At 72.5% G+C, this 24,162-nt stretch carries 22 protein-coding genes and 1 tRNA gene; 6 read left to right on the forward strand and 17 right to left on the reverse strand.

Annotation, left to right across the window (positions count from 1 at the left end):
- Window positions 1–231: 231 nt before the first annotated feature.
- From CEQ11_RS09010 to CEQ11_RS09030, 5 genes are all read right to left on the reverse strand, one after another.
- On the reverse strand, window positions 232–711 hold the full coding sequence (locus CEQ11_RS09010) for a bifunctional nuclease family protein (protein ID WP_088478391.1): 480 nt from the start codon (window positions 709–711) through the stop codon (window positions 232–234).
- Window positions 711–1,466, reverse strand: a complete 756-nt coding sequence (locus CEQ11_RS09015; RefSeq protein WP_088478392.1) for a MerR family transcriptional regulator — start codon at window positions 1,464–1,466, stop codon at window positions 711–713. The genes CEQ11_RS09010 and CEQ11_RS09015 overlap by 1 nt, the downstream gene beginning before the upstream one ends.
- Before the next feature lie 13 nt (window positions 1,467–1,479).
- A complete protein-coding gene (locus CEQ11_RS09020) occupies window positions 1,480–1,923 on the reverse strand; it encodes an FHA domain-containing protein (RefSeq protein WP_088478393.1) in 444 nt (147 codons plus the stop codon).
- Window positions 1,924–2,009: 86 nt separating this feature from the next.
- A complete protein-coding gene (gene gcvH / locus CEQ11_RS09025; RefSeq protein WP_088478394.1) occupies window positions 2,010–2,396 on the reverse strand; it encodes a glycine cleavage system protein GcvH in 387 nt (128 codons plus the stop codon).
- 239 nt (window positions 2,397–2,635) lie between these two features.
- The gene (locus tag CEQ11_RS09030) at window positions 2,636–4,144 is read right to left on the reverse strand and encodes a peptide MFS transporter (RefSeq protein ID WP_088478395.1); all 1,509 of its coding nucleotides are present in this window, start codon (window positions 4,142–4,144) and stop codon (window positions 2,636–2,638) included.
- A gap of 124 nt (window positions 4,145–4,268) precedes the next feature.
- Between CEQ11_RS09030 and CEQ11_RS09035 the strand changes: the two genes are divergently transcribed.
- Window positions 4,269–4,790 (forward strand): adenine phosphoribosyltransferase, encoded by a 522-nt coding sequence (locus tag CEQ11_RS09035; protein WP_088478396.1) that lies wholly within the window; start codon window positions 4,269–4,271, stop codon window positions 4,788–4,790.
- 163 nt (window positions 4,791–4,953) lie between these two features.
- On the opposite strand, the gene CEQ11_RS09040 is transcribed toward CEQ11_RS09035, so the two are convergent.
- On the reverse strand, window positions 4,954–6,396 hold the full coding sequence (locus CEQ11_RS09040; RefSeq protein ID WP_088478397.1) for a M28 family peptidase: 1,443 nt from the start codon (window positions 6,394–6,396) through the stop codon (window positions 4,954–4,956).
- A 271-nt stretch (window positions 6,397–6,667) separates the two neighbouring features.
- Here CEQ11_RS09040 and CEQ11_RS09045 point away from each other — a divergent pair, with 271 nt between their 5' ends.
- Window positions 6,668–7,837 carry an IS1249 family transposase gene (locus CEQ11_RS09045; protein ID WP_082740172.1) on the forward strand — a complete coding sequence of 390 codons (1,170 nt, stop codon included), beginning with the start codon at window positions 6,668–6,670 and terminating at the stop codon, window positions 7,835–7,837.
- Between the two features lie 145 nt (window positions 7,838–7,982).
- Here CEQ11_RS09045 and CEQ11_RS09050 read toward each other — a convergent pair.
- The 9 genes from CEQ11_RS09050 to CEQ11_RS09090 form a co-directional block, all read right to left on the reverse strand.
- Window positions 7,983–8,056: transfer RNA gene (locus tag CEQ11_RS09050), tRNA-Pro, on the reverse strand.
- Window positions 8,057–8,145: 89 nt separating this feature from the next.
- Window positions 8,146–8,640, reverse strand: a complete 495-nt coding sequence (locus CEQ11_RS09055; RefSeq protein WP_088478398.1) for a hypothetical protein — start codon at window positions 8,638–8,640, stop codon at window positions 8,146–8,148.
- A 286-nt stretch (window positions 8,641–8,926) separates the two neighbouring features.
- Entirely contained in the window at window positions 8,927–10,381 is a 1,455-nt protein-coding gene (der, locus tag CEQ11_RS09060; RefSeq protein ID WP_088478996.1) for a ribosome biogenesis GTPase Der, read from the reverse strand.
- A gap of 83 nt (window positions 10,382–10,464) precedes the next feature.
- A complete protein-coding gene (cmk, locus tag CEQ11_RS09065) occupies window positions 10,465–11,247 on the reverse strand; it encodes a (d)CMP kinase (protein ID WP_088478399.1) in 783 nt (260 codons plus the stop codon).
- A gap of 1 nt (window position 11,248) precedes the next feature.
- On the reverse strand, window positions 11,249–12,391 hold the full coding sequence (locus CEQ11_RS09070) for a prephenate dehydrogenase (RefSeq protein WP_088478400.1): 1,143 nt from the start codon (window positions 12,389–12,391) through the stop codon (window positions 11,249–11,251).
- Entirely contained in the window at window positions 12,388–13,365 is a 978-nt protein-coding gene (locus tag CEQ11_RS09075) for a pseudouridine synthase (protein WP_088478401.1), read from the reverse strand. Before CEQ11_RS09075 ends, CEQ11_RS09070 begins: the two co-directional genes overlap by 4 nt.
- A 217-nt stretch (window positions 13,366–13,582) precedes the next feature.
- Complete coding sequence (locus CEQ11_RS09080; protein ID WP_088478997.1) at window positions 13,583–14,443, reverse strand: ParA family protein; 861 nt, start codon at window positions 14,441–14,443, stop codon at window positions 13,583–13,585.
- Window positions 14,444–14,779: 336 nt separating this feature from the next.
- Window positions 14,780–15,664 carry a hypothetical protein gene (locus tag CEQ11_RS09085; RefSeq protein WP_088478402.1) on the reverse strand — a complete coding sequence of 295 codons (885 nt, stop codon included), beginning with the start codon at window positions 15,662–15,664 and terminating at the stop codon, window positions 14,780–14,782.
- Between the two features lie 28 nt (window positions 15,665–15,692).
- Window positions 15,693–17,645, reverse strand: a complete 1,953-nt coding sequence (locus tag CEQ11_RS09090) for an AMP-binding protein (protein ID WP_088478403.1) — start codon at window positions 17,643–17,645, stop codon at window positions 15,693–15,695.
- Between the two features lie 122 nt (window positions 17,646–17,767).
- Between CEQ11_RS09090 and CEQ11_RS09095 the strand changes: the two genes are divergently transcribed.
- From CEQ11_RS09095 to CEQ11_RS09110, 4 genes are all read left to right on the forward strand, one after another.
- Entirely contained in the window at window positions 17,768–18,457 is a 690-nt protein-coding gene (locus CEQ11_RS09095; protein WP_088478404.1) for a GntR family transcriptional regulator, read from the forward strand.
- A complete protein-coding gene (locus tag CEQ11_RS09100) occupies window positions 18,454–19,980 on the forward strand; it encodes an MmgE/PrpD family protein (RefSeq protein WP_088478405.1) in 1,527 nt (508 codons plus the stop codon). Before CEQ11_RS09095 ends, CEQ11_RS09100 begins: the two co-directional genes overlap by 4 nt.
- The gene (gene prpB, locus CEQ11_RS09105) at window positions 19,980–20,918 is read left to right on the forward strand and encodes a methylisocitrate lyase (RefSeq protein ID WP_088478406.1); all 939 of its coding nucleotides are present in this window, start codon (window positions 19,980–19,982) and stop codon (window positions 20,916–20,918) included. The genes CEQ11_RS09100 and prpB overlap by 1 nt, the downstream gene beginning before the upstream one ends.
- Window positions 20,919–20,983: 65 nt before the next feature.
- Entirely contained in the window at window positions 20,984–22,126 is a 1,143-nt protein-coding gene (locus tag CEQ11_RS09110; RefSeq protein WP_102957513.1) for a bifunctional 2-methylcitrate synthase/citrate synthase, read from the forward strand.
- A 305-nt stretch (window positions 22,127–22,431) separates the two neighbouring features.
- On the opposite strand, the gene xerD is transcribed toward CEQ11_RS09110, so the two are convergent.
- Both xerD and CEQ11_RS09125 read right to left on the reverse strand, forming a co-directional pair.
- The gene (gene xerD / locus CEQ11_RS09120; protein ID WP_088478408.1) at window positions 22,432–23,439 is read right to left on the reverse strand and encodes a site-specific tyrosine recombinase XerD; all 1,008 of its coding nucleotides are present in this window, start codon (window positions 23,437–23,439) and stop codon (window positions 22,432–22,434) included.
- Window positions 23,436–24,161, reverse strand: a complete 726-nt coding sequence (locus CEQ11_RS09125; RefSeq protein ID WP_082739887.1) for an NUDIX hydrolase — start codon at window positions 24,159–24,161, stop codon at window positions 23,436–23,438. Before CEQ11_RS09125 ends, xerD begins: the two co-directional genes overlap by 4 nt.
- Window position 24,162: the final 1 nt, after the last annotated feature.

Here is a 24,162-nt window from a genome sequence, read left to right on the forward strand (position 1 = left end):
GGGGAAGTGGGTGCCGGAGTCGTCGGTCCCGTCCCTCCGGTGACCGTGGAGGGGCAGGGATGGCGACGCCGGCGGCGCGGAACCCTTCTCCATGAAGGTACGGTCCCGGGCGCCCCCGGTCAAAGACCTGCCGTCCGTGTGGTCCGGCGTGTCGCACCCGGCGCGGAGGGCGGGGGCACGACGACGGCCGCTCACCCGCCTGCCCGGGCCCGCCCGCGCGCGGGACGCGCCTCAGGCGAAGTCCTCCGGGTCGACGTCGTCCAGGAAGCGCCGGAAGGACTCGAGGTCGTCCACGTGGGGCTCCTCCACGGGCACCCCGAGCTCCTCGACGACGGCGGGCGGGGCGAGGACCGGCGCCTCGGCACGGAGGGCGACCGCCACCGCGTCCGAGGGCCGAGCGTCGAGGACGGTGCCGTCGTCCAGCACCAGCTCGCCGAGCACGGCCTCGCCCTCGGTGCCGGTGAGGCGGGCGCAGGAGACGGTGCCGCCGAGGGCCTGCACGGCCGCCAGGAGCAGGTCGTGGGTGAGCGGACGGGGAGGCCTCACGTCGTCGAGGACGAGCGCCACCGCGGTGGCCTCGGCGGCGCCGACCCAGACGGGCACCACGCGGTCCCCGGACGGGGTGAGCAGCAGCAGGGCGTGGTTCTGCGCGGGCAGGTCCACGCGCACGCCCAGCACGGTGAGGGGCACGTCGTCGCCGGCCCCGCTCATCAGCGCGGCTCCCGCGCGAGGGCGTCGATGCCGTCCGCGACCAGGGCGGAGTGCAGGGACAGCATCGCCTCGCCGAGCCGCCGGGCGGTCTCGGCGGCCCGCGTCCGGGAGTCCTCGTCCCGACGTGTCGCCAGCGGGGCCACGGCCTGCTGGACGATCCCCAGCTCACGGTCGGCCGCCGCGCGGACGGAGCGCAGGTGCCGTGGCTCGAGTCCGTGCTCGGCGAGCGCGGCCACCGCGGCGACGACGTCTCCGGCGTGCTCGGGGTAGCGGCCCTCGGCGTCCGGGGCCGGGAGCAGGGCGTAGCGCTCGAGCTCGGCCAGCTCCGCCGGGGTCAGCCCGTGGGCGGTGCCGAGCTCCTCGGCGGTGAGCCGGCGGACGACCGGGGCGGCCCCGGGCGACCCGCCCCGCGAGGCGGTGAGGGTGTGTCCGCCGGGCAGCGGCTCGGGACGCTCGCCCCGGTCCAGGGCGTCGAGGTGCTCGCGGATGACCTTCAGGGGCAGGAACTGGTCCCGCTGCACGGTGAGGACGAAGCGGAGGCGGTCGACGTCGTCCGCCGTGAACTTGCGGTACCCGGCGGGGGTGCGGGTGGGGTGGACGAGGCCGCGCTCCTCGAGGAAGCGCAGCTTGGAGGCGGCCACCCGCGGGAACTCGTCCTGCAGCTCCGCCAGCACCTCGCCGATCGTGAGGGTGGACGACGACGCCCCCGAGTCCTCTCGGGGGCGTCGTGGCGTGCGCGGGGCGTCTGCCTGCACGGCGTCCGTGGCCTCAGGCGCGGCCCGGGGCCGTGTAGTAGGTCATCCGGAACTTGCCGATCTGGACCTGCATGCCGTTGCGCAGCTGCACCTGGTCCACCCGGTCCTGGTTCACGAACGTGCCGTTCAGCGAGTTGCTGTCCACGAGCTCGTAGCCCCGCTCGGTGCGCCGGAACTGCGCATGGCGGCGGGACACGGTGACGTCGTCCAGGAAGATGTCCGCATCCGGGTGGCGGCCGACCAGCACGAGGTCCTCGTCCAGCAGGAAGCGTGCACCGTGGTCCGGGCCCTCGTGCGCGACCAGGAGGGCCGAGTCCGCGGGCAGCGCGGCGATCGCCTCGCGCTCCTCGCCGGAGAGGCTGTGGTCGGTGACCGGGGCCAGGTCCGGGAGGCTGATGCTCGTGGTGTGGGCATCGGGCTCACGGCCGGCGCCGGCCGGAGAGTGGTGCTCCTGCATGGTGTGTCTCGACTCCTGGAGAAGGGGCCCCGACTCGCTCGGGGCGGTGCGGCCGCGACCGCGGCGGGTGGCGATGACGCCGGAGGTCAGCCGACCTGGTCGGTGTAGCCGGCGGCGTCCATGAGGGCGTCCAGCTGGGCGGCCTCGGACGGCTCCACCTCGAACAGCCAGCCGCCCTCGTAGGGGGCGGTGTTGACCAGGCCCGGCTCGCCGTCCAGGTCCTCATTGACGGCGGTGACCCGGCCCGAGACCGGCGCGAAGATGTCCGAGACCGACTTGGTGGACTCGATCTCGCCGACGGCGGAGCCGGACTCCACCTCGGTGCCGACCTCCGGGAGGTCGACGTACACGACGTCGCCCAGGGCGTCCTGCGCGAAGTCGGTGATGCCGATGCGGACGGTGCCGGCATCGGAGGCCTCGGCGACCCACTCGTGCTCGGCGGAGTACTTCAGGCCCTCGGGAATGGCGCTCATGGTGGTGTCTCCTGTGTCAGTCGACGGACGGCGTTGTCACTGCACAGCGTATCGGAAACGTGACGCATCCGACTCCTCGGGCTCCCCCGTCCCTCCTCCCCCGCGCCGCGAGGCCCGCCCAGGCCCCCGGCGGCCGTCGGGCGGCGGCCCTCCCCCGGACGCACGACGCCCCCGGTGCGGGGCGCACCGGGGGCGGGCGGCCGTCGTCGGGAAGGACGGGCGGAGGGGGTCCGAGCCGGTCAGTCGATGCCGCGCATGGCGCGGTGCACCGGCTTGGCGATCACCAGCATCAGCACGCCGACGCCCACGGTGACGGCGCCGATGACGCCGAAGTAGCCCACCTCGTTGTCCGCGGAGTAGGAGCCGGACAGGGAACCGGCGGCGGCGGTGCCCAGGGCCACGGACAGGTTGTACAGCGCCACCATGAGCACCGGGAAGGCCGCCGGGGCGACCTTCGTGGACAGGGACAGGCCCACCGGGGAGACCAGCAGCTCGCCGACCGTGGCGACGAACAGGATCAGGGTCAGCCACAGCAGCGGCACGGCGGCCACCGAGGCCATCGGGATGAACAGCAGGAACGCGATGCCGATCGCGATCAGGCCCAGGCCGAACTTGGCCGGGGTGACCGGCTGGCGGCGTCCCAGCCTCGTCCAGAGCGCGGCGAAGACTGGGGCGAACAGGATGATGAAGACCGGGTTGATCGAGTTGACCCACTCCATCGGGATGTCCCAGCCGAACACGCTGCGGTCCAGGCGCTGCTCCGAGTAGAGCGCGATCACCGTGAACTGCTGCTGGAACAGGGCGAAGAACACGGCGGAGCCGATGAACAGCGGGATGAACGCCTTCACGCGCGAGCGCTCCTCGGCGGTGACCTTCTCCGAGCGCAGCAGCACCGCGAAGATCGCCACGGCGGCCACGGCCGCCACGACCACCACGGCGTCGGCCAGGTTGCCGACGTTCACCACGCCGGTGAGGAAGAGGACGGCCACCGCGGCCAGGCCGGCCACGGCCACGAGGGCGGTGCGGCCGTACTGGGAGCGCGGCAGGCGGTCCGGGACGGCGTGGACCTCGCGCGGCAGGGAGCGGCGGGCGACCGCGTACTGCACCAGGCCGATCGCCATGCCGACCGCGGCGAGGCCGAAGCCCAGGTGGAAGCCCCAGGCCTCGCGGGCCGCGCCGGTGACGAGCGGGCCGATGAGGGCGCCGACGTTGACGCCCATGTAGAAGAGGGAGAAGCCGGCGTCGCGGCGCGGGTCCTGGCGCGAGTAGAGGGCGCCGACCAGGTTGGCGGCGTTCGCCTTCAGGCCGCCGGAGCCGACGGCCACGAGGACCAGGCCCAGCGCCAGGCCCGCGAAGCCCGACACGAGGGCCAGGGCGATGTGGCCGAGCATGATCAGCACGGCGGAGTAGAACATGGTCCGCTCGGAGCCGAGCAGACGGTCGGCGACCCAGCCGCCGAGGATGCAGAACACATACACGAGTCCGCCGTAGGCGCCGACGATGCCGGTGGCCACCGCCTCGTCCATGCCGAGGCCGCCGCGGCCGAGCTCCCAGCTCATGTAGTACACGAGCATGACCTGCATGCCGTAGAAGGAGAAGCGCTCCCACATCTCCACGGAGAAGAGGCTGGCGAGCTGACGTGGCTGGCCGAAGAAGGTCCTGCCCTCGCCGGCGGTGGGGGCGGGGGCGTCGTTCGGTGTCTGGGGCGGCGTCGGGGAGGACGCCGCGGAGTGGTTCTGAGTCTTCACCGGCGGAACTGTCCTCCTGGGGGACGGGGCTCGCCAAGGAGGGGGTCCGGAGTGTCGCAGATCCGGCGGTGAGACTGCTCACAGTGCCTCCGGGACGGGCACGCCCTGCGCGTACGGTGTACGGGTGCCCCAGTACCGAGACCTCGCCCACGCCCGCAGCCTGATCGCCCCCGTGCCGGACTTCCCGGCCGAGGGGGTCGTGTTCCAGGACGTCATGCCGCTGCTCACCGACCCGGTGGCGCTGCGCTCGTGCGTGAAGGAGATGCTGGCCCCGTTCGTCGGGAAGTTCGACGTGGTGGCCGGCCTCGAGGCCCGCGGCTTCCTGCTCGCCGGTGCGGCCGCGATGGCCTCCGACTCGGGGATGCTCCCGATCCGCAAGGCGGGCAAGCTGCCGCGTCCCGCCGCCGCGGCGACGTACGACCTCGAGTACGGCCAGGCCTCCGTGGAGGTCCAGGCCGACGTGGAGCCGGGCACGCGGGTGCTCGTGCTGGACGACGTGCTCGCCACCGGGGGCACCCTCACGGCCGCGCACGAGGTGCTCCGGTCGATCGGCTGCCAGGTGGCCGGCAGCGCCGTCCTGCTGGAGATCCCCTCCCTCGGCGGCCGCTCCCGGGTGCCGGACGTCCACGCCGTGTTCGCCGGCTGAGTGCGGGGCGGGTCGCCTCCGAGCTCCCACCCCCACCTCTTCCTCCACTACTTCTTCACGACGACGGCGCCCCGCCTCCTTGAGGCGGGGCGCCGTCGCGCTGTGGGCAGGCGGTGCTGCGGGTCTGGAGCCCTACCCATGGCCGGTGCCGCGGGGGCCCGGGTCAGGCGGTGGCCAGCGCGTAGGCGGCGCAGCCCTGGATCTCCATGGAGACCGTCAGGCGGTCCACGGAGATGTTGCGGGCGACCGTGTCGTCCGAGGAGTGGTACTCCGGCTCGAGGATGAAGCCGTCCCGGTGCAGCCAGCCGAAGTTGCCGGAGTCCACGCCGACCTCGGAGAAGGAGGCATGGTCCGAGCGGCCCATCTCGAAGACCTCGCCCATGCTGGTGCGGTAGCCGAGGCGGTCGCCGGCGGCGAGGACCGCGCGGTTCACCGGATTCGAGCGGCCGTGGAGGTCCAGCAGCCAGTACTTCTCGGACGGCTCCCAGCTGGTGGCGACCATGTCGTTGTTGAAGACGCCGCGCAGGCGGTCGCGCTCGGCCTGCTCCAGGCCCTGCGCGTGCAGGCGGGAGCCGACGAGGCCCACCTCCTCGGAGCCCCAGAAGCCGAACGACAGGTCCGTGTGGGTGGGTGCCTTCGCCATGACGCGGGCGAGCTCGAGGCAGACGGCGGTGCCGGAGCCGTTGTCGTTGGCGCCGCGCGAGCCGATGACCGAGTCATAGTGGGCGCCCAGCATGACCCGCTCGCGGGCGGCGTGCCGGGGTCCCTTGCGGCCGGCGCGGGTGCCGACGACGTTGGCGCTGCGGGGGCTGCGGTGGGCGACGGTGGCGAGGGTGATGGCGGCGCCGTCCCCGAGGCCGAGCAGCTGGTGCTTCTGCACCTGGCCGGCACCGACCACCGGGATGTCCACCCGCGCGACCGTGAGCTGCGGGGTGAACGCGGAGGCCTGGGACGGCGGGGTCGAGTCGCGACGTGTGCCGATCACGGCGACGGCCCCGCGCTCGGCGGCGGCGACGGCCCACGGGGTGACGTCCTCGGAGCGGACGTCGATCACGCGCATCACGATGCGGCCGGACAGGTCCGCGGGCAGGTCTGCGGGGGTGCCGGAGTCGACCACGAGGAGGCGGCCGGTGACGCTCACGTCCTGGACGGCCTGCGGGGCGGAGCCCACGCCCCAGCCGAAGCGGGTGTCCAAGCCGGCGCCGGAGAGGGTGCCGAGGGTGCGGTCCGGCACGTCGAAGCGCTCGACGAGGACGTCGTAGCCGGCGCGGTCCAGCTGGTCCGCGATGTAGTCGGCGGCCTTCGCCTCGGCCGGGGTGCCGGTGTAGCGCTGGCCGACGACCTCGGTGAGGTAGGTGAGGTCGTCCACCGCGCGGGCCGGGCGGAGCTGGTTGATGGTCTGGCGGTCCTGGCCCGTCAGGCGCGGGGCGCGGACGGCACCGGGGCGCTGCGCGTCCACGCCCCAGGCCGGCATCGCGAAGGCGGTGGTGGCGGCACCGACGGCGCCGGCCCCCGCGAGGGCGAGGAACGAGCGCCGGGACAGGCCGTGGGCGGGTGTGGGGACGGACAGGGAGGTCTCCTCAAGTGGGGTACGAGTGACCCCCATCACACCCGAGGCACGGGGTCGGGCGCACGGGCCGCCACGGCCTCGGGCACCGACCGCGGGCGCCGACCGCGACGTTCCGGGAGCCGAACCCGAGGCTCACCGGACCGACGGTTTCGCTGCAGACCGCCCCCATGGGGTGCGACCCAGGGCAGAATCGTCGGTCCTGCGGAGTGCTCGCGGGTTATAGGCAGAAAAGTGTGTACACGATCGGCCTCTAGCCCAGTGATCATGCGAGCAACAGGGGGCTGAACATGCTCTGAGAGCATGTTCAGTGCCCCTTCCACGCAACCGACCGCACTGTGGTGTATGCGCCCAACCCCTGGTCAAGAACGGCAAGACCAGCGCCGGAACGACCCGCTACCGATGCCGCTGTTGCGGGGCCTCTGCCACCAGAGCCCGCGGCGAGATCACCGCAGCCGCGCAGCTGAGACTGTTCATCACCTGGCTGCTGAGCCCGGCAGGACAACACCGACTGCCGATGCCAGCACGCACCTTCCGAGCCCGCACCGCCTGGTGCTGGCGCGTGCCGCCTCCTCGCCCGACCCCTGACGGAGTGGTCCACCCGGTGCTGATGCTCGATGGCACCTACTTCCAGGGCTGGTGCGTGCTGATCGCCTACGACGGGACACACGTGATCGACTGGCAGTGGTGCGACAAGGAGTCCAAAGCAGCCTGGAGCGCTCTGCTGGACCGCATCCCCGCCCCGGGCATGGTCGTGATCGACGGCGGCACCGGGGCCGCCGCAGCGATTGCCGCCTCCTGGCCAGACACCCGAGTGCAGCGCTGCTACTTCCACATCTTCCAGGTCATCCGCCGGCACCTGACACTGACCCCACGCCTTCAACCCGGCCGGGAACTGCTGGCCCTGACCAAGGCTCTGATGAAGGTGCAGGACCTCGACGCGGCCGCGGCCTGGCTGGGCGAGTACGCCTCCTGGGACGCCCGCTGGGAACAGTTCCTGAAAGAACGCACCCACGCCGGCACCGGCGCAGCCCGACCAACAGGAATCCATGCCGGTGCCCGCTGGTGGTACACCCACCGCAGGCTGCGCCGAGCACGGGCGATGCTGCGCAGACTGATCAACCGCAACGAGCTGTTCACCTGGCTCGAACCGGCACTGCAAGAGCTGCAGAACGCAACGCTGCCGAGGACGACCTCACCACTGGAAGGAGGCCCGAACGCGGCGATCAAGGCCCTGCTGCGCGCCCACCGAGGCATGCGCACGGCCCACGCAGTGATCGCGGTGGACTGGCTGCTGAACTCGCTCACTGCCCACCCGATCGACCCGTGGAGCCTGGTCACCGATGAGTACAAGACCACCACTGGCCCACGACAGGCACCCATCGAGGAGCCACTGGGGCCAGCGCTCTACGACACCGGGTTCAGCTGGGAAGACGGCAACGGGATCCAGCACGGTTGGGGCGGCAGGCACAGGCCCTGACACGCCCGGGCCATACACACTTTTCTGCCTATAACCCGTGCTCGCGCAGCCCGCACAGGCAGGCACGTGCGTCAGGGTCATGAACGCAGAAAAGCCATGAGCCGGGGCATCGCGTGGAAACGATGACCCGGCTCATGGCGAAGGGTCGGGCATGCGGGATTTGAACCCACGACCTCTTGACCCCCAGTCAAGCGCGCTACCAAGCTGCGCCAATGCCCGAGGCTCGCACCGGATTCCTCCGGAACGGCACTGGATCACCCTACAGCATGAGGGCGGACTTCCAGGAATCAGGAGCCGCCACGCCCGCCTCAGAAGGTGTAGGTCCGGTCCCCGACCCTGAACTCCAGCGTCTTGAGCTCGTCCAGACGCTGCTTCGCCTGCTCGGCCTGCTCGCGCAGGGTCTCCTCCAGGACGGCGGGGTCGGCGCGGAGGGACTCCTCGCCGTAGGTGACCTCCAGGGCGCCCTCGTCCTGCTGCACGGACACGTCCTGCAGGCCCTCGGCGCCCGGCATGTTCCGGAACATGTCCTCCACCTTCGCCTCGTCTCCGAACCAGGTGCCCCGCCACTGGTCCAGCGCGGACCAGTCGAAGGAGTCGAGCTGTGCACGGGAGAGCTCCTCGAGGCCCTGCAGCGAGGCGCGGGCCTCGTCCGCCATGGCGCTCAGGTCAGAGGCATGCCCCTCCAGCTCCTCGGACTGCCCCGTGAGCTCCTCGATCTGGGCGCAGCCGGTCAGCCCGCCCAGGGTGAGGGCCGCGGCGGCGGCGAGGACGAGGGGGCGGCGGACGCGCGATACAGTGCTCATGCGGTCATCGTAGGCCCGCCCGGATGACACCGGCGTGAGAGTGCCGCGCCGGCCTGCACCGCGCCCCGTCACCGCGCCCCACGGCGCGCCGTCCGGGCCGCACCGCTCCCCCTCGGCATCGTCCGTCCCCCGGGGACGACGACGGCCCCACACCGTCCGGTGCGTGGCGCACCGGGGGTGAGGGGCCGTCGTCGGGAGGCCGCCGGACCCTCAGGCCCGGACCGGCTCCGCCGCAGCCGAACCGGCTTCGTCTCCACCAGACTGGTTGAGCCTCAGCCGTGCCGGCTCAGCGGCGCCGGCCGCGCTTCTCGCGCACGCGCATGCCGATCTCGATGGGGGTGCCCTCGAAGCCGAAGGTCTCGCGCAGGCGGCGGGTGATGAAGCGGCGGTAGCCCGGGTCCAGGAAGCCCGTGGTGAACAGCACGAACTTCGGCGGCCGCGAGGACGCCTGGGTGGCGAACAGGATGCGGGGCTGCTTGCCGCCGCGCAACGGGTGCGGGTGGGCCGCCACCAGCTCGCCGAGGAACGCGTTGAGCTTGCCGGTCGGGATGCGGGTCTCCCAGGACTCGAGCGCGGTGTCCAGGGCCGGGACCAGGCGGTCCTTGTGCCAGCCGGTCTTGGCGGAGATGTTCACGCGCGGGGCCCAGGCCACGTGGGCCAGGTCGCGCTCGATCTCGCGCTCGAGGTCGTGGCGGCGGTCCTCGTCCACCTGGTCCCACTTGTTGTAGGCCAGCACAAGGGCGCGGCCGGACTGGAGCGCCATCTGGACGATGCGCACGTCCTGCTCCGAGATGACCTGGTTCGCCTCGAGCAGCACCACGGCCACCTCGGCACGGTCCAGGGCGGACGCGGTGCGCAGGGACGCGTAGTAGTCCGAGCCGTGCGCCATGTGCTGGCGACGGCGGATGCCGGCGGTGTCCACGAAGCGCCACAGGCGGCCGCCGAGCTCGACCAGCTCGTCCACCGGGTCGCGGGTGGTGCCGGCGAGGTCGTCCACGACCACGCGGTCGGAGCCGGCCAGCTTGTTCAGCAGGGAGGACTTGCCCACGTTCGGGCGGCCGATCAGCGCGATGCGGCGCGGGCCGCCGCGCGGGACCAGGCCGCCGTAGGCGGACTCCCGCGGCAGCTCCTCGAGGGCGGCGTCCAGCAGGTCCGCGGTGCCGCGGCCGTGGATGGCCGAGACCGGGTACGGGTAGCCGAAGCCCAGGGACCACAGCTGGGCGGCGTCGGCCTCCTGCATGGCGTCGTCCACCTTGTTGGCGGCCACGATCACCGGGCGGCCCTTGCGGCGGAGCATGGAGACCACGGCCTCGTCGGTGGAGGTCATGCCGACGGTGGCGTCCACGACGAACACCACGGCGTCGGCGACGTCCACGGCCAGTTCGGCCTGGTCCGCCACGCGCCGGTGGATGCCCTTGGCGTCGTGCTCCCAGCCGCCGGTGTCCACGACCGTGAACACGCGGCCGTTCCACTCGGCCTCGTAGGAGACGCGGTCGCGGGTGACGCCGGGGACGTCCTCCACCACGGCCTCGCGGCGGCCGATGATGCGGTTCACCAGGGTGGACTTGCCGACGTTCGGGCGGCCCACGATCGCCAGGACCGGCGGGACCGGGGCGTCCGGGAGCTCGGCCTCGTCGTCGTCCCAGCCGGTCAGGAGGGTGGCGTCGTCCTCGTCGAGGTCGTAGTCCTCGAGGCCGGCGCGCAGGGAGGCGGCGCGGGCCTCGGTCTCCTCGTCGGACATCGCGGCCAGGCGCTCGGTGACCTGGTCGTCGTGCTCGGGCTGGTAGTCCTCCCCCTCGACGGGGAGGAGCTTGTCGTTCTCGCTCACGGGCGGGGTCCTTCCACGGCCGGGGCTCCGGCCTGCTGCTGCACGGCGGCCATGATGGCCGCGACGGTCTGGTCGAAGTCCAGCTCCGAGGAGTCCACGAGGGCCACCCCGTCGGCGGGGCGCTCGAAGCTGGAGTGGGTGGAGTCGGAGCGGTCGCGTCCGGCGACCTGGGCCTTGAGGGTCTCGGCGTCCACGCCGGAGCCGGCGGCGGTGAGCTGACCGGAGCGGCGGGCCATGCGGACCTCCGGCGAGGCGGTCAGCAGCACGCGGGCCTCGGCGTCCGGGGCCACCACGGTGGTGATGTCACGGCCCTCGGCCACGATGCGGCCGGCGCGCTCGATCTCCTCGCGCTGGCGGCCCTGCAGGATCTCGCGCACCGGCACGATGCACGCCACCTGGGAGACCACCGCGGTGACCTCCGGGGTGCGGATGGCCTCGGTGATGTCCTGGCCGCCGACAGCGACGTGCTCGGTGTCCGGGTCGGTGGACTGGGTGAGCTCCATGCCGTGGACGGCCTCGGTCACCGCGTCGGCGTCGTCGAGGTCCACGCCCTCGTGGACGCAGTGCCAGGCGGCGGCACGGTACATGGCGCCGGTGTCCAGGTAGACGGCGCCGAGGGCGCGGGCCACCTGCTTGGACACGGAGGACTTGCCGGAGCCGGACGGTCCGTCCACGGCCACCACGAGGCGGCCTGACTCCACGGGGGCGACGTCGGTCGGGGTCCCGGTGACGTCGACGACGCCGTCCACGGCCGGGCTCTGGTTCGGGTTGTCGGTCATCTCAGACCACCTTCCATCCGCGTTCGGTCAGGGCGGCCGCCAGCTCCTCGCGGCGGCCGGGCAGCACGGAGATCTCCAGCATGCCCACCTCGTGGCCCGAGGCGTGGTCCATGCGCAGGTCCTCCACGTTGACCCCGGCGTCGCCGGTGGCCTGCAGGACCGCGGCGATCTGTCCGGGGGCGTCGTCCACGACGACCGTCACCACGGCGAAGGCCTGCGGCGGGGCGCCGTGCTTGCCGGGGATGCGGGCCTGGCCCGCGTTGCCCTCGGCGATCAGCCGGGCGATGTCGAGCCGGGCGCCGGGGGCGTCCGGGGCCTCGAGGGTGCCGATGAGGCGGTCGAGGTCCGCGCGCACACCGTGGAGGATCTCCACGAGCCGCGCGGCGTTGCCGGCGAGGATCTGCACCCAGAGCTGCGGGTCGGACGCGGCGATGCGCGTGGTGTCCCGCAGTCCGTTGCCCGCCAGGGCCAGCGAGGCGGCCGGGGTCTCCTGCAGCCGGGACGCCACGAGGGAGGCGGCCACCTGGGGCAGGTGGGAGATCAGGGCGACGGAGGCGTCGTGCTCCCCGGCGTCCATGGTGTGCACGGTGGCACCGGTGGACCCGGCGAGCGCCTCGGCGGCGGCCACGGCCGCGGCGGAGGTGCCCTCCTCGGCGCAGACGACCCACGGTGCCGCGGTGAACAGGGTGCCACGGGCGGCCACCGGGCCGGAGCGCTCGCGCCCGGCCATCGGGTGCGTGCCCACGTAGCGGGAGGCGTCCGCCTCGGTCAGCGGCCCGTTCCCGACGGCGGCACGCACTTCTGCCTGGACGCTCGCCTTCACGGAGGCGATGTCCATGACGACGGCCTCCGGCCAGCGGACCAGGGAGTCCACGGCCACGCGGCCGGCGACGTCCGGCGGCGTGGCGACGACGACGGTGCCCGGGACCGGGGTGTCGGCGTCGTCTCCTGCGGGCGCGCCCTCGAGGTCGACGGCGCGTCCGGCGCCGATGTCCTGGGCCACGGCGAGCGCGGCCGGGGACGGGTCGTGCAGGAGCACCTCGACGCCGCGGCCACGCAGGGCCAGGCCGATCGAGGTGCCGAGCAGGCCGGTGCCGCGCACCAGCACCGGCTGCGGCAGCGCCGCAGGGCCGGTGGTGCTCACAGCCCCACCATCGCCTTGAGGTGGCCGAGCTCCTGGGCGTTCATCACGCGGACGGAGCCCTGCTTCTGGTCGCCCAGCAGGATGGGGCCGATCTTGACGCGGACGAGGCGCTCGACCGGGTGGCCGACGGCGTCGAACATGCGGCGCACGATGCGGTTCTTGCCGGAGTGCAGGACGACCTCCACGAGCACGTGGCCGGGAGTGGAGTCCACCAGCTTGAAGGAGTCGACCTTCGCGAGGCCGTCGTCCAGCTCAACGCCGGCGCGGAGCTGGTTGGAGACGCCCTTGGGCAGCGGGCCGCGCACCTGGACCAGGTATGTCTTCGGCACCTCGTAGGAGGGGTGCAGCAGGCGGTTGGCGAGCTCGCCGTCGTTGGTGAGGACGAGCAGGCCCTCGGTCTCGTTGTCCAGGCGGCCCACGTGGAAGAGGTGCTCCTGGCCGGACTTGAGGTAGGTGGCGATGGACGGGCGGCCATCCGGGTCCACCATGGTGGAGATGACGCCGCGCGGCTTGTTGAAGACGAGGTACTGCTTGGCCACGTCCGTCTGCACCGAGATCCCGTCCACCCGGATCACGGAGGACTTGGGGTCCACGCGCAGGCCCGGCTCGGTGACGACCACGCCGTCGACCTCCACCCGGCCCTCGGCGATGAGGTCCTCGCAGACGCGGCGGGAGGCGACGCCGGCGGCGGCCATGACCTTCTGCAGGCGCTCCCCGTCCTCGTGGTGGATGCGGCCGAGGTCCTTCTCCTGGGCTCGCGCGGCGCCGGCGCCCTTGCCGCGGCGGGTGCGGCGGCTGCGCGGGGCCTCGTCGTAGAAGTCCGGGGTGGGCTCGTCGCGACGGCGGGCGCCGCCGGTCTTCCCGGCGCCCTTGCGGGCACCGATCTGGCGCTGGAAGTCACGCTCCTGGAACGGGCCGCCGCGCTTGCCGACGGCGGGGGTTCGTCCGGAGCCTCGCGGCTTGCGGGAGTTCATGGGGAGACGTCGTCCTTCCTGGTTCGTCCGCCCGGCGCGGCGCAGCGGGCCGTGGGCTGCGGACGGTGGGGGTCGGTGGAGGTGCCGCGGCGGCGGCCGCCGGGCCCGTGACGCACGTCGGGCGCGCATCGAACTGCCATTCTCGCAGATCGTCGCGCGCCCGTCGCGGTCCGCCGGTGTGAGCTTCGGCCCGCCCGGCGTGGGGGATGTCAGCCGGTCACGGCGCTCCGCCGCGGCAGATGAGCTCGCGGGCGAGCTGCCGGTAGGCCTTGGAGCCGTCGTGGTTCTCGGCGAACAGGGTGATCGGGGTGGCGGCGACCGTGGCGTCGGCGAACTTGATGGAGCGCTTGATGACGGTCTCGAAGACCTTGTCCCCGAAGCCGGCGACGAGCGAGCCCACGACCTCCTTGGAGTGCAGCGTGCGCTGGTCGAACATGGTCGCGAGCACGCCGTCGATCTCCAGGTCCGGGTTGAGGCGGTCCTGCACCTTCTCGATGGTCTCCACGAGCAGCGCGACGGCGCGCAGGGCGAAGAACTCGGCGGTCAGCGGGATGATGACGCCGTGGGAGGCGGTCAGCGCGTTGACGGTGAGCAGGCCGAGGGACGGCTGGCAGTCGATGAGGACGACGTCGTAGTCGTCGCGCACCTGGCGCAGGGCCCGCTCGAGCACCTGCTCGCGGGCGACCTCGTTGACGAGCTGCACCTCGGCGGCGGACAGGTCGATGTTCGCCGGGAGGAGGTCCATGTTCTCGAACTCGGTCTCCAGGATCGCGTCCTTCGCGGAGGTCTTGCGCTCCATCAGGACGTTGTAGACGGTGACGTCGAGGTCGTGGGGGCTGGTGCCGAGGCCGGCCGAGAGGGCGCCCTGGGGGTCGAAGTCCACCATGAGCACGCGGCGGCCGTAGCTGGCCAGGGCCGCGCCGAGGTTGATGGTGGAGGTCGTCTTCCCGACGCCGCCCTTCTGGTTCACCATCGAGATGATGCGGGCCGGGCCGTGGCCGTCCAGCGGGCGGGGCTCGGGGAAGTCGTGCTTGGGCCGTCCGGTGGGGCCCAGGACCGGCTCGCCCTTGACGGTCATCACGGGGATCGGGTCGTACTTCGACACGGGGCTGCGACTCCTTCTGCCCTTCGGCGGCACGTGGGCGGCCGTCCGGGGCGGGTGGCTGGGGGCGGCGTCCTCTGCGCGTCCCGCGCCGGTGCGGCGTGGGAGGCGGCCGGAGCCGTTCTGCTCGGACTCCACAGTAGACCCTGCCCGCGGATCGTGCCGAGGCCGGGCACCACGACGACGGCCGCTCGCCTCCGTCACGCCTCTCCCCCGCGTCCGGGGTCGCCGACCGGAGTCCCCCGGCCAGAGACGCCGGACGCGGTCACCGGAGGCGGGGACGAGCTGCGGTGCCCGAAGGCGGTCGCCGGGTCAGGAGACCCTGGTGTGCCAGTCCGTGTCCCAGGTGAACGGCGGTCCGGGGGTGCCGCTGACGCGCAGCGAGGCGAGCATGGCCTGGGCCTGCCGGACGGGATCGGTGCCGACGACCTCGCGGACCGCCTCGATCCCGGTCCCGCCGGTCAGCTCCTCGGCGGCGTCCTGGGTGACGAACGCCCTGGTCCAGGCGATGAGCACGCCGTCGTCCGTCTCCACGGGAAGTCCCGGCGGGTGCACGAGCTGCTTCAGGTCGCCCGGCGACCGCCCGCCCTGCGGGGTCTCGAGGGCGGCGGGGTCGGCGTCCTGCGGGACCCGGCACACGGCGATCTCGAGCACGTGACGCAGCTCCGGCTCCTCGGGGCCGTAGTGCTCCACCCGTGCCTGCTCCTGGATCCAGGTGACGAGCACCAGGCGATCGCCGGCGTCGGCGAGCTCCGGCCAGGCGTCCTCGGTGAGCTCGTGCGCGTCGAGGACCTCCACGACGTCGGGGCGGGCCGGCATGCGGACGGCCGCCTCGCCCATGCCCGACCCCGGGAGGACGTAGCCCAGTTCCGGGGCCGGGCGGGCGTCGTCGTCCTCGGGCTGCAGGATCCGCAGGCCCGGTCCCCCGCCGACCGGCCCCGGCTCCCGGGGCTCGGGCCGCCACTGCTGCGCCACCCGGACGGTGAGGTGGTCGCCCACGTCGTCGCGCTCGTCGCCGAGCACCACGCCGTGCAGGGCCTCGGGCTCGGTGCCGGCCGTGCCCGAGGACGTCCCGTCCGGCGCGGGGGTGTCGGGGGTCTCGGCTCCCTCGTCGGAGCAGGCGGACAGCGCCGCCGCCGGGAGCAGTGCCCCCAGCGCCAGCGCCGTCCGTCGTGTGATCCGCTGCTGCATCGTCATCCCTCCTCAGACGATCGGCGTCGGTCGGTCAGCCGCGCGGCGAGAGCAGCGGCTTCAGGCTGTCGAGCACCGAGGGGTCCTCGATGGTCGAGGGCACGGTGTACTCCTCGCCGTCGGCCATCTGCCGCATGGTCTTGCGCAGGATCTTGCCGGAGCGGGTCTTGGGCAGGGCCTCGACGATCGCGACGTCCCGGAAGTCCGCCACCGGACCCACGCCGCGGCGCACCGCCTGCTTGAACTCGTCGTACAGGGCGGCCTCCTCGTCCGAGCCCGGCTGCGGCGTGTCCACGCCGGACTTGAGGACCACGTAGCCGGCGGGGCGCTGGCCCTTGAAGTCGTCCGCGAGGCCGATCACGCAGCACTCGGCGACGGCCGGGTGCGTGGCGAGGGCGGCCTCGAGCACGCCGGTGGACAGGCGGTGGCCGGAGACGTTGATGACGTCGTCGGTGCGGCCCAGGACGAACACGTAGCCGTCCTCGTCCACGATGCCCGAGTCGCCCGTGGCGTAGTGGCCCTCGAACGCGGAGAGGTACGAGTCGATGAAGCGCTGGTCGTCGCCCCACAGGGTCTGCAGGGTGCCGGGCGGCATCGGCAGGCGGACGGCGATGTTGCCCTCCACCCCGGCCTCCACCGGCTCGCCCATGCCGTCGAGCACGACGATGTCATAGCCCGGGGACGGCACCGAGGAGGAGCCGGTCTTCACGGGCAGCTGCTCCAGGCCCACCGGATTGGCCGCGACGGCCCAGCCGGTCTCGGTCTGCCACCAGTGGTCGACGACCGGGATCTCCAGGAGCGCCTCGGCCCACTTCTGGGTCTCCGGGTCCAGGCGCTCGCCGGCGGCGTAGAGGACCTTGAGGCAGGAGATGTCGTACTGGTCCTTCAGCTCGCCGTCCGGGTCCGCGCGGCGGATGGCGCGCAGGGCGGTCGGGGCGGTGAAGAAGGACTTGGCGCCGTGCTGGGAGATGACGCGCCAGAACGCGCCGGCGTCCGGGGTGCCCACCGGCTTGCCCTCGTACAGGACCGTGGTGGCGCCGGCCAGCAGGGGGGCGTAGACGATGTAGGAGTGGCCCACGACCCAGCCCACGTCCGAGGCGGTGAACATGACCTCGCCCGGGCCCACGTCGTAGATGTTCTCCATGGTCCAGCGCAGCGCCACCGCGTGGCCGCCGTTGTCGCGCACCACGCCCTTGGGCTTGCCGGTGGTGCCGGAGGTGTAGAGGACGTAGAGCGGGTCGGTGGCCTTCACGTCCACCGGGGCCGCCGGCTCGGCTGCGGTAACGGCCTCGCCCCAGTCCTTCCACTGCGCACCGCCGCGGTCGGACACGTCGGCGAGGGAGGCCTCGAAGCCGTCGCGGTGGTGCACCAGCACGGTGCGGACGGTGTGCTGCGCCTCCTCGAGGGCCTCGGCCACGGCGGGGAGGTACTCGACCCGACGGCGGGGCTCGATGCCGCCCGAGCAGGTCAGGACGACGTCCGGCGCGGCATCGTCGATGCGGGTCGCGAGCTCCTTGGGCGCGAAGCCGCCGAACACCACGGAGTGGACGGCGCCCAGGCGGGCGCAGGCGAGCATCGCGATGGGCGCCTCGGCGATCATCGGCAGGTAGACCAGGACGCGGTCACCCCTGCCCACCCCCTCGGCGGCCAGGGCCCCGGCGAGCGCGGCGACCTCCTCGGTGAGCTGCGCATAGGTGTACTCGGTGACCTCGCCGGTCATCGCCGAGTCGTGGATGAGGGCGACGGCGTCGCCGCGGCCGGCCTCGAAGTGACGGTCGAGGCAGTTGTACGCCGTGTTCATCACGCCGTCGGGGAACCAGCGGTAGAGCGGAGCGTCGGAGTCGTCGACGGCCTGGGTGGGCGGGGTCGTCCAGTCGATCGCCTGGGCGGCCGCCAGCCAGAAGCCCTCCGGGTCGGACAGGGACCGGGCGTGCGCCTGGGCGTAGGCACCGGTGGTGAGGGTGGTGGAAGCATCATGGGTCGCCATACCCTGAGAGTAGTGTCCTCAGTCACAGGCAGACAAGGTCCATGTATACATTTCACCCATGTGACACGGAATCGACCCCAAGAGGTTCCCCACCCTCGGGTGCTTCTGTATACACTGATGGCATGCGAGCAAGCGAGAGGGCGTACCACACGCTCCGGTCCGAGATCCTGGACTGGACGCTGCCGCCCGGCACCGTGCTGGGCGAGGTGGACCAGGCCGAGCGCCTCGGCATCTCCCGCACGCCCGTGCGCGAGGCCCTCTCCAAGCTGGTGGCGGACGGCCTGGCCGAGCAGGGCGGCGGCCGCGGGGTCCTCGTCGCAGACCTCTCCCTCAAGCAGGCGGACCAGCTGTTCGACCTGCGCATCGCACTCGAGTCGCTCCTGGCCCGCCGGGCCGCCGAGCGCGCGCACGGCGAGACCGCGGACCGCTTCCGGGCCCTCGCCGAGCGCTTCACCGCCGCCGCCGACGCGCTCGACGGGGGCGCCGACCCCTCCGAGTACTACGACATGGCCTCGGACCTGGACGCCGCCCTGGACGAGGCGGCCTCCAACCCCTACCTCGTCTCCGCGCTGCGGACCCTGCGCCTGCACCTGTCCCGGCTGCGCCGCCTGTCCGCCAACGACCCGGCCCGCCTCGCCGTCTCGGCCGCCGAGCACGCGGACATCGCCTCCGCGGTGGCCTCGGGCGCCGGCGACCTGGCGGAGGCCACCACGCGGGTGCACCTGCACCACGCCTTCAGCCACCTGACCAGCCGTACGACCCCCGACCACACCGACACACTCTTGACCGCATCGTCGAAGGAGAACCGATGAAGAACCACGAAGTCCGCGTCTACCGCTCCGAGGAGAACCTCCCCCGCGAGGACCAGCTCGCCTGGAAGCTCGCCGAGGTCGCCGTCGACCCCGTCGAGGTCGAGGCCGAGGTGGAGGAGATGATCGTCAACCGCATCATCGACAACGCCTCCGTCGCCGTCGCCTCCCTGAAGCGCGGCCCGATCGTCGCCGCCCGTGCGCAGGCCATGTCCCACCCGGTCTCCGCCAACGGCGAGGGCGCCACCGTCTTCGGCATCGACCAGAAGGTCTCCCCCGAGTGGGCCGCCTGGGCCAACGGCGTGGCCGTCCGCGAGCTGGACTACCACGACACGTTCCTGGCCGCCGAGTACTCCCACCCGGGCGACAACATCCCGCCGATCCTGGCCGTCGCGCAGCACACCGGCCGCTCCGGCAAGGACCTGGTGCGCGGCATCGCCACCGGCTACGAGGTCCAGGTGGACCTCGTGAAGTCGATCTGCCTGCACAAGCACAAGATCGACCACGTCGCGCACATCGGCCCGTCGGCCTCCGCCGGCATCGGCACCCTGCTGGGCCTGGACACCGAGACCGTCTTCCAGGCGATCGGCCAGGGCCTGCACACCACCACCGCCACCCGCCAGTCCCGCAAGGGCGAGATCTCGACCTGGAAGGCCCACGCTCCGGCGTTCGCCGGCAAGATGGCCGTCGAGGCCGCCGACCGCGCCATGCGGGGCCAGACCTCCCCGGTCCCGATCTACGAGGGCGAGGACGGCGTCATCGCCTGGATGCTCGACGGCCCGGACGCCCGCTACGAGGTCCCGCTGCCGGAGAAGGGCGAGGCCAAGCGCGGCATCCTGGACACCTACACCAAGGAGCACTCCGCCGAGTACCAGGCCCAGGCCTGGATCGACCTGGCCCGCAAGCTCCACAAGGAGCACCCGGAGGCCACCGACCCGAAGAACGTGGAGTCGGTGCTCATCAAGACCTCGCACCACACCCACTACGTGATCGGCTCGGGCGCCAACGACCCGCAGAAGTACGACCCGAAGGCCTCCCGCGAGACCCTCGACCACTCGATCCCGTACATCTTCACCGTCGCCCTGCAGGACGGCTCCTGGCACCACGTGGACTCCTACGCCCCGGAGCGCGCCGGCCGCGAGGACACCGTCGCCCTGTGGCACAAGGTGACCACCGTCGAGGACCAGGAGTGGACCCGCCGCTACCACTCGATGGACCTGGACGAGAAGGCCTTCGGCGGTGCGGTGGAGATCACCCTCGCCGACGGCACCGTCATCACGGACGAGATCGCCGTGGCCGACGCCCACCCGCTGGGCGCGCGTCCGTTCGCCCGCGAGCAGTACATCCAGAAGTTCCGCTCCCTGGCCGAGGGCATCGTGACCCCGGAGGAGCAGGACCGCTTCCTGGACGCCGTGCAGCGCCTGTCGGAGCTGAAGGCCGGCGAGCTGGACCAGCTCAACGTCAAGGCCGACCCGGCCTGGCTGACCGAGCAGGACCTGGCCGACGCCCCGAAGGGACTCTTCTGATGCTGTACTCCAAGCTCACCGCCGAGCAGAAGCGCAAGAACCTGCGCGCGACGCTCGCCGAGGGCGGAGCCGCCCAGTTCCCGGGCGCGTTCACCCCGCTCACCGCGCGGCTGATCGAGGAGAAGGGGTTCCCGGGCGTCTACATCTCCGGTGCGGTCCTGGCCAATGAGCTGGGCCTGCCGGACGTGGGCCTGACCACCCTGACCGAGGTCGCGGCCCGCGGCGGCCAGATCGCCCGCCTCACGGACCTGCCCTGCATCATCGATGCGGACACCGGGTTCGGCGAGCCGATGAACGTCGCCCGCACCATCCAGGAGCTCGAGGACGCCGGCCTGGCCGGCTGCCACATCGAGGACCAGTTCAACCCGAAGCGCTGCGGCCACCTGGACGGCAAGAACATGGTGGACCTCGAGACCGCGGTCAAGCGCATCCGCGCCGCCGTGGACGCCCGTCGGGACCCGAACTTCCTCGTCATGGCGCGCACCGACCTGCGCGCCGTGGAGGGCCTGGACGCGGCGATCGCCCGCATGAAGGCCCTCGTGGAGGCCGGTGCCGACGCGATCTTCCCGGAGGCCCTCAAGGACCTCGGCGAGTTCGAGACCGTCTGCCGCGAGCTGGAGCCGCTGGGCGTCCCGGTCCTGGCGAACATGACCGAGTTCGGCAAGTCGGAGCTGTTCACCCGTGACCAGCTCGCCGACGCCGGCGTGTCCATGGTGATCTACCCCGTGACCCTGCTGCGCTCCTCGATGGGCGCGTCCGAGCGTGTGCTCGACGCGATCCGCACCGAGGGCACCCAGCAGTCGCAGCTGGACCAGATGCTCACCCGTGCCCGCCTGTACGAGCTCGTGGACTACGAGGCGTACAACCGGTTCGACACCGGGATCTTCAACTTCGAGGTCCCGACGCTCGACATCGACTCCAACAACGCCAACCTCTGACCATCCCGCCGGCGGCGCGGCTCCCCCACGCCGCGCCGCCGGCCGTTCCCCCAAGGAGGGACACCATGTCTGACGAGATCAAGAAGGGACTCGCCGGCGTCGTCGTGGACCACACGGCCGTCTCCAAGGTGAACCCGGAGACCAACTCCCTGCTCTACCGCGGCTACCCGGTGCAGGACCTCGCGAAGAGCCTGCCGTTCGAGGCCGTCGCCCTGCTGCTGTGGAACGGCGAGCTGCCGTCCGAGTCGGAGCTGCAGGAGTTCCAGGAGTTCGAGCGCGCACACCGCGCCCTGGACCCGAACGTGAAGCAGGCCATCGACCTGCTGCCGACCGACTGCCACCCGATGGACGTGGGCCGCACCGCGGTCTCCGTGCTGGGCGCGAACCACCCGAAGGCGGAGGACTCCTCCCCGGAGGCCGAGCTGGAGAAGGCCAAGGCCCTCTTCGCCGCGTTCCCGGCGGTCGTTGCCTACGACCAGCGCCGGCGCCGCGGCCAGGACGTCGTGGAGCCGAACGCGGATCTGGACTACTCCGCGAACTTCCTGTGGATGACCTTCGGTGAGGAGCAGCCGGAGGAGGTCGTCGACGCGTTCCGCGTGTCGATGGTCCTCTACGCGGAGCACTCCTTCAACGCGTCGACCTTCACCGCCCGTGTGATCACCTCGACCCTGTCCGACCTGCACTCGGCCGTGACCGGCGCCATCGGCGCCCTCAAGGGCCCGCTGCACGGCGGCGCGAACGAGGCGGTCATGCACACCTTCGACGAGATCGGCATCCGCAAGGAGGAGTCCCGCGAGGACGCCGCCGGCCGCGCGAAGGCCTGGATGGAGGACGCCCTGGCCCAGAAGAAGAAGATCATGGGCTTCGGCCACCGCGTCTACAAGAACGGCGACTCCCGTGTACCGACCATGAAGGCCGCCCTGGACCGCATGATCGCCCACTACGGCCGCGACGAGATGCTCGGCCTGTACGACGGCCTCGAGGCCGCCATGGGCGAGGCCAAGGACATCAAGCCGAACCTGGACTATCCGGCAGGTCCAACCTATCACCTGATGGGCTTCGACACCGAGATGTTCACGCCGATCTTCATCGCCTCCCGCATCACCGGCTGGACCGCGCACATCATGGAGCAGCGTGCCTCGAACGCCCTGATCCGCCCCCTGTCCGAGTACAACGGTCCGGACCAGCGCGAGCTGCCGAACGGCTGACCGGTCGCATGTCGGACCGCCCGCGGTCGGCCTCCTGGAGCGCCGGCTGCGGGCGGTTCGTCGTCAGGGACGCACGGTGCGGGCGGCGCGGAGTGCGAGGACGGTTGCCGGCACTGACGCCGCAGCACCGGTGAGGGCCGCCAGGGCACAGACTCCTGGCCGCCCTTGCCCCGTCCGGCGCAGCAGTGTCTCCTCGACGAGTGGGATCCTGCTGCCCGTGACCAGTTCCTCCACGTTGTGCACGGCGAACACCGCGAGCAGGACGTGCCCGTCGTGCCCCGTCATCGCCCGACGCCCCATCCGGCTCACCGGGCCCGCGGGTGGGCCGAGGCGTAGACCTCCCGAAGGGTGTCCACGGTGACGAGCGTGTAGACCTGCGTGGTGGTCACCGAGGCGTGGCCGAGCAGCTCCTGGACCACCCGGACATCGGCGCCGCCGGAGAGCAGGTGGGTGGCGAAGCAGTGGCGCAGGGTGTGCGGCGAGACCTCGGCGGTGATCCCGGCACGCTCGGCGGCGCTGCGGATGACGGCCCAGGCGGACTGCCGGGACAGCCGGCCGCCGCGGGTGTTCAGGAACAGGGCCGGCGTGGACGTCGTCGCCCCGGCCAGCAGTGCGGGGCGGCCACGGACGAGGTAGGCGTCCAGGGCGGAGGCGGCGTAGCGGCCGACCGGGACCACGCGCTCCTTCGAGCCCTTGCCGAACAGACGGACGACGGGCTGGCCCGGCGCGGGGCCGTCGTCGTGGTGGGCGGATCCGGTGCTCTCGGACAGGGCGGCGGTGATGCCCACGACGTCGTCCACGTCCAGGCCCACGGCCTCGGAGACGCGGGCGCCGGTGCCGTAGAGGAACTCCAGCAGCGCGCGGTCCCGCAGGCCCGTGGGGGTGTCCTCGGAGCAGGCCTCGAGCAGCGCGGTGGTCTCCTCGATGCTCAGCGCCTTGGGCAGCCGGCGGCCGGGCTTCGGCGGGGAGACGGCGCGGGCGGGGTCGTCCGCGGCAAGGCCCTCGACGGCCCAGAACCGATGGAGGCCGCGGACGGCCACGAGCACCCGGGCGGCGGAGCGGACGGCCAGCGCGGCGCCGCCGTCCCCGCCGGTGGACAGCGCCTGCAGGAAGCCGGTGACGTGGCCGGTGGCCACGTCCTCCGGCGCGGTCACTCCGGAGGCCGTCAGCCAGCGCAGGTAGCGGTCCAGGTCACGGCGGTAGGCGGCGAGGGTGTTCGCGGACCTGCCCTTCTCGACCGTGAGGTGGTCGAGGAACCTCCGGACGGCGTCGGTCAGCTCGGCGGAGGGTGCCGCGGCGTCCTCGGTGCTCATCCCCGTGGGTCGTCCTGGCGGCCGGGCACGAAGGGCGCGTCCACGGGACGCAGCCGCCGCCAGCCACGGGCGCGGTGGGCGTGCAGGGCCAGGACCGCGACGACGGCCTGCGGGTTGTGGATGCGCCCGTCCAGGACGGCGTCGGTCACCTCGTCCACGGCGATCCAGGCCAGCGGCATATGGGCCTCCTCCTCCGTGCGGGTGAACCGCTCGCCCTCCGGGACCTCCTCCACCTGGCGGGCCAGGAAGACGCGGATGGCCTCGGTGGAGCCGCCGGGGGTGGTGAAGAAGTCGACCAGGGTGTGCCATTCTCGGGCGCGCAGGTCGGCCTCCTCCCACAGCTCGCGGACGGCCACCTGGTGCAGGTCTTCGCCCTTCTTGTCCCGCAGCCCGGCGGGGATCTCCCAGAGCTCCATGCCGACCGGGTGGCGGTACTGGCGGAGAAGCGCGACCTGCTCCTGCGGACCGGCGGAGGTCATGGCGGTGCGGGTGGCCAGGACGGCGACGGCACCGGGATGGATCAGGACCTCGCGGACGATCGGATCGGCGTCCTTGTCCTTGGGGTCCATGCGGAACGTCTCCCGCTCCACGTCCCACACCCTGCCCTCGAAGACGGTCTTGGCCTTCTTGACCCTGCGCGGTGCGTGGACGTCGCGCAGCGGCGCACGCCCGCGGCGGCGGTTCTCGTCGGCGGCCGCGTCCGGCTGCGGCTTCGGTGCCATC

The sequence above is a fragment of the Micrococcus sp. FDAARGOS_333 genome, assembly GCF_002206575.2.
GTDB classification, from domain to species: Bacteria; Actinomycetota; Actinomycetes; order Actinomycetales; family Micrococcaceae; genus Micrococcus; species Micrococcus lylae.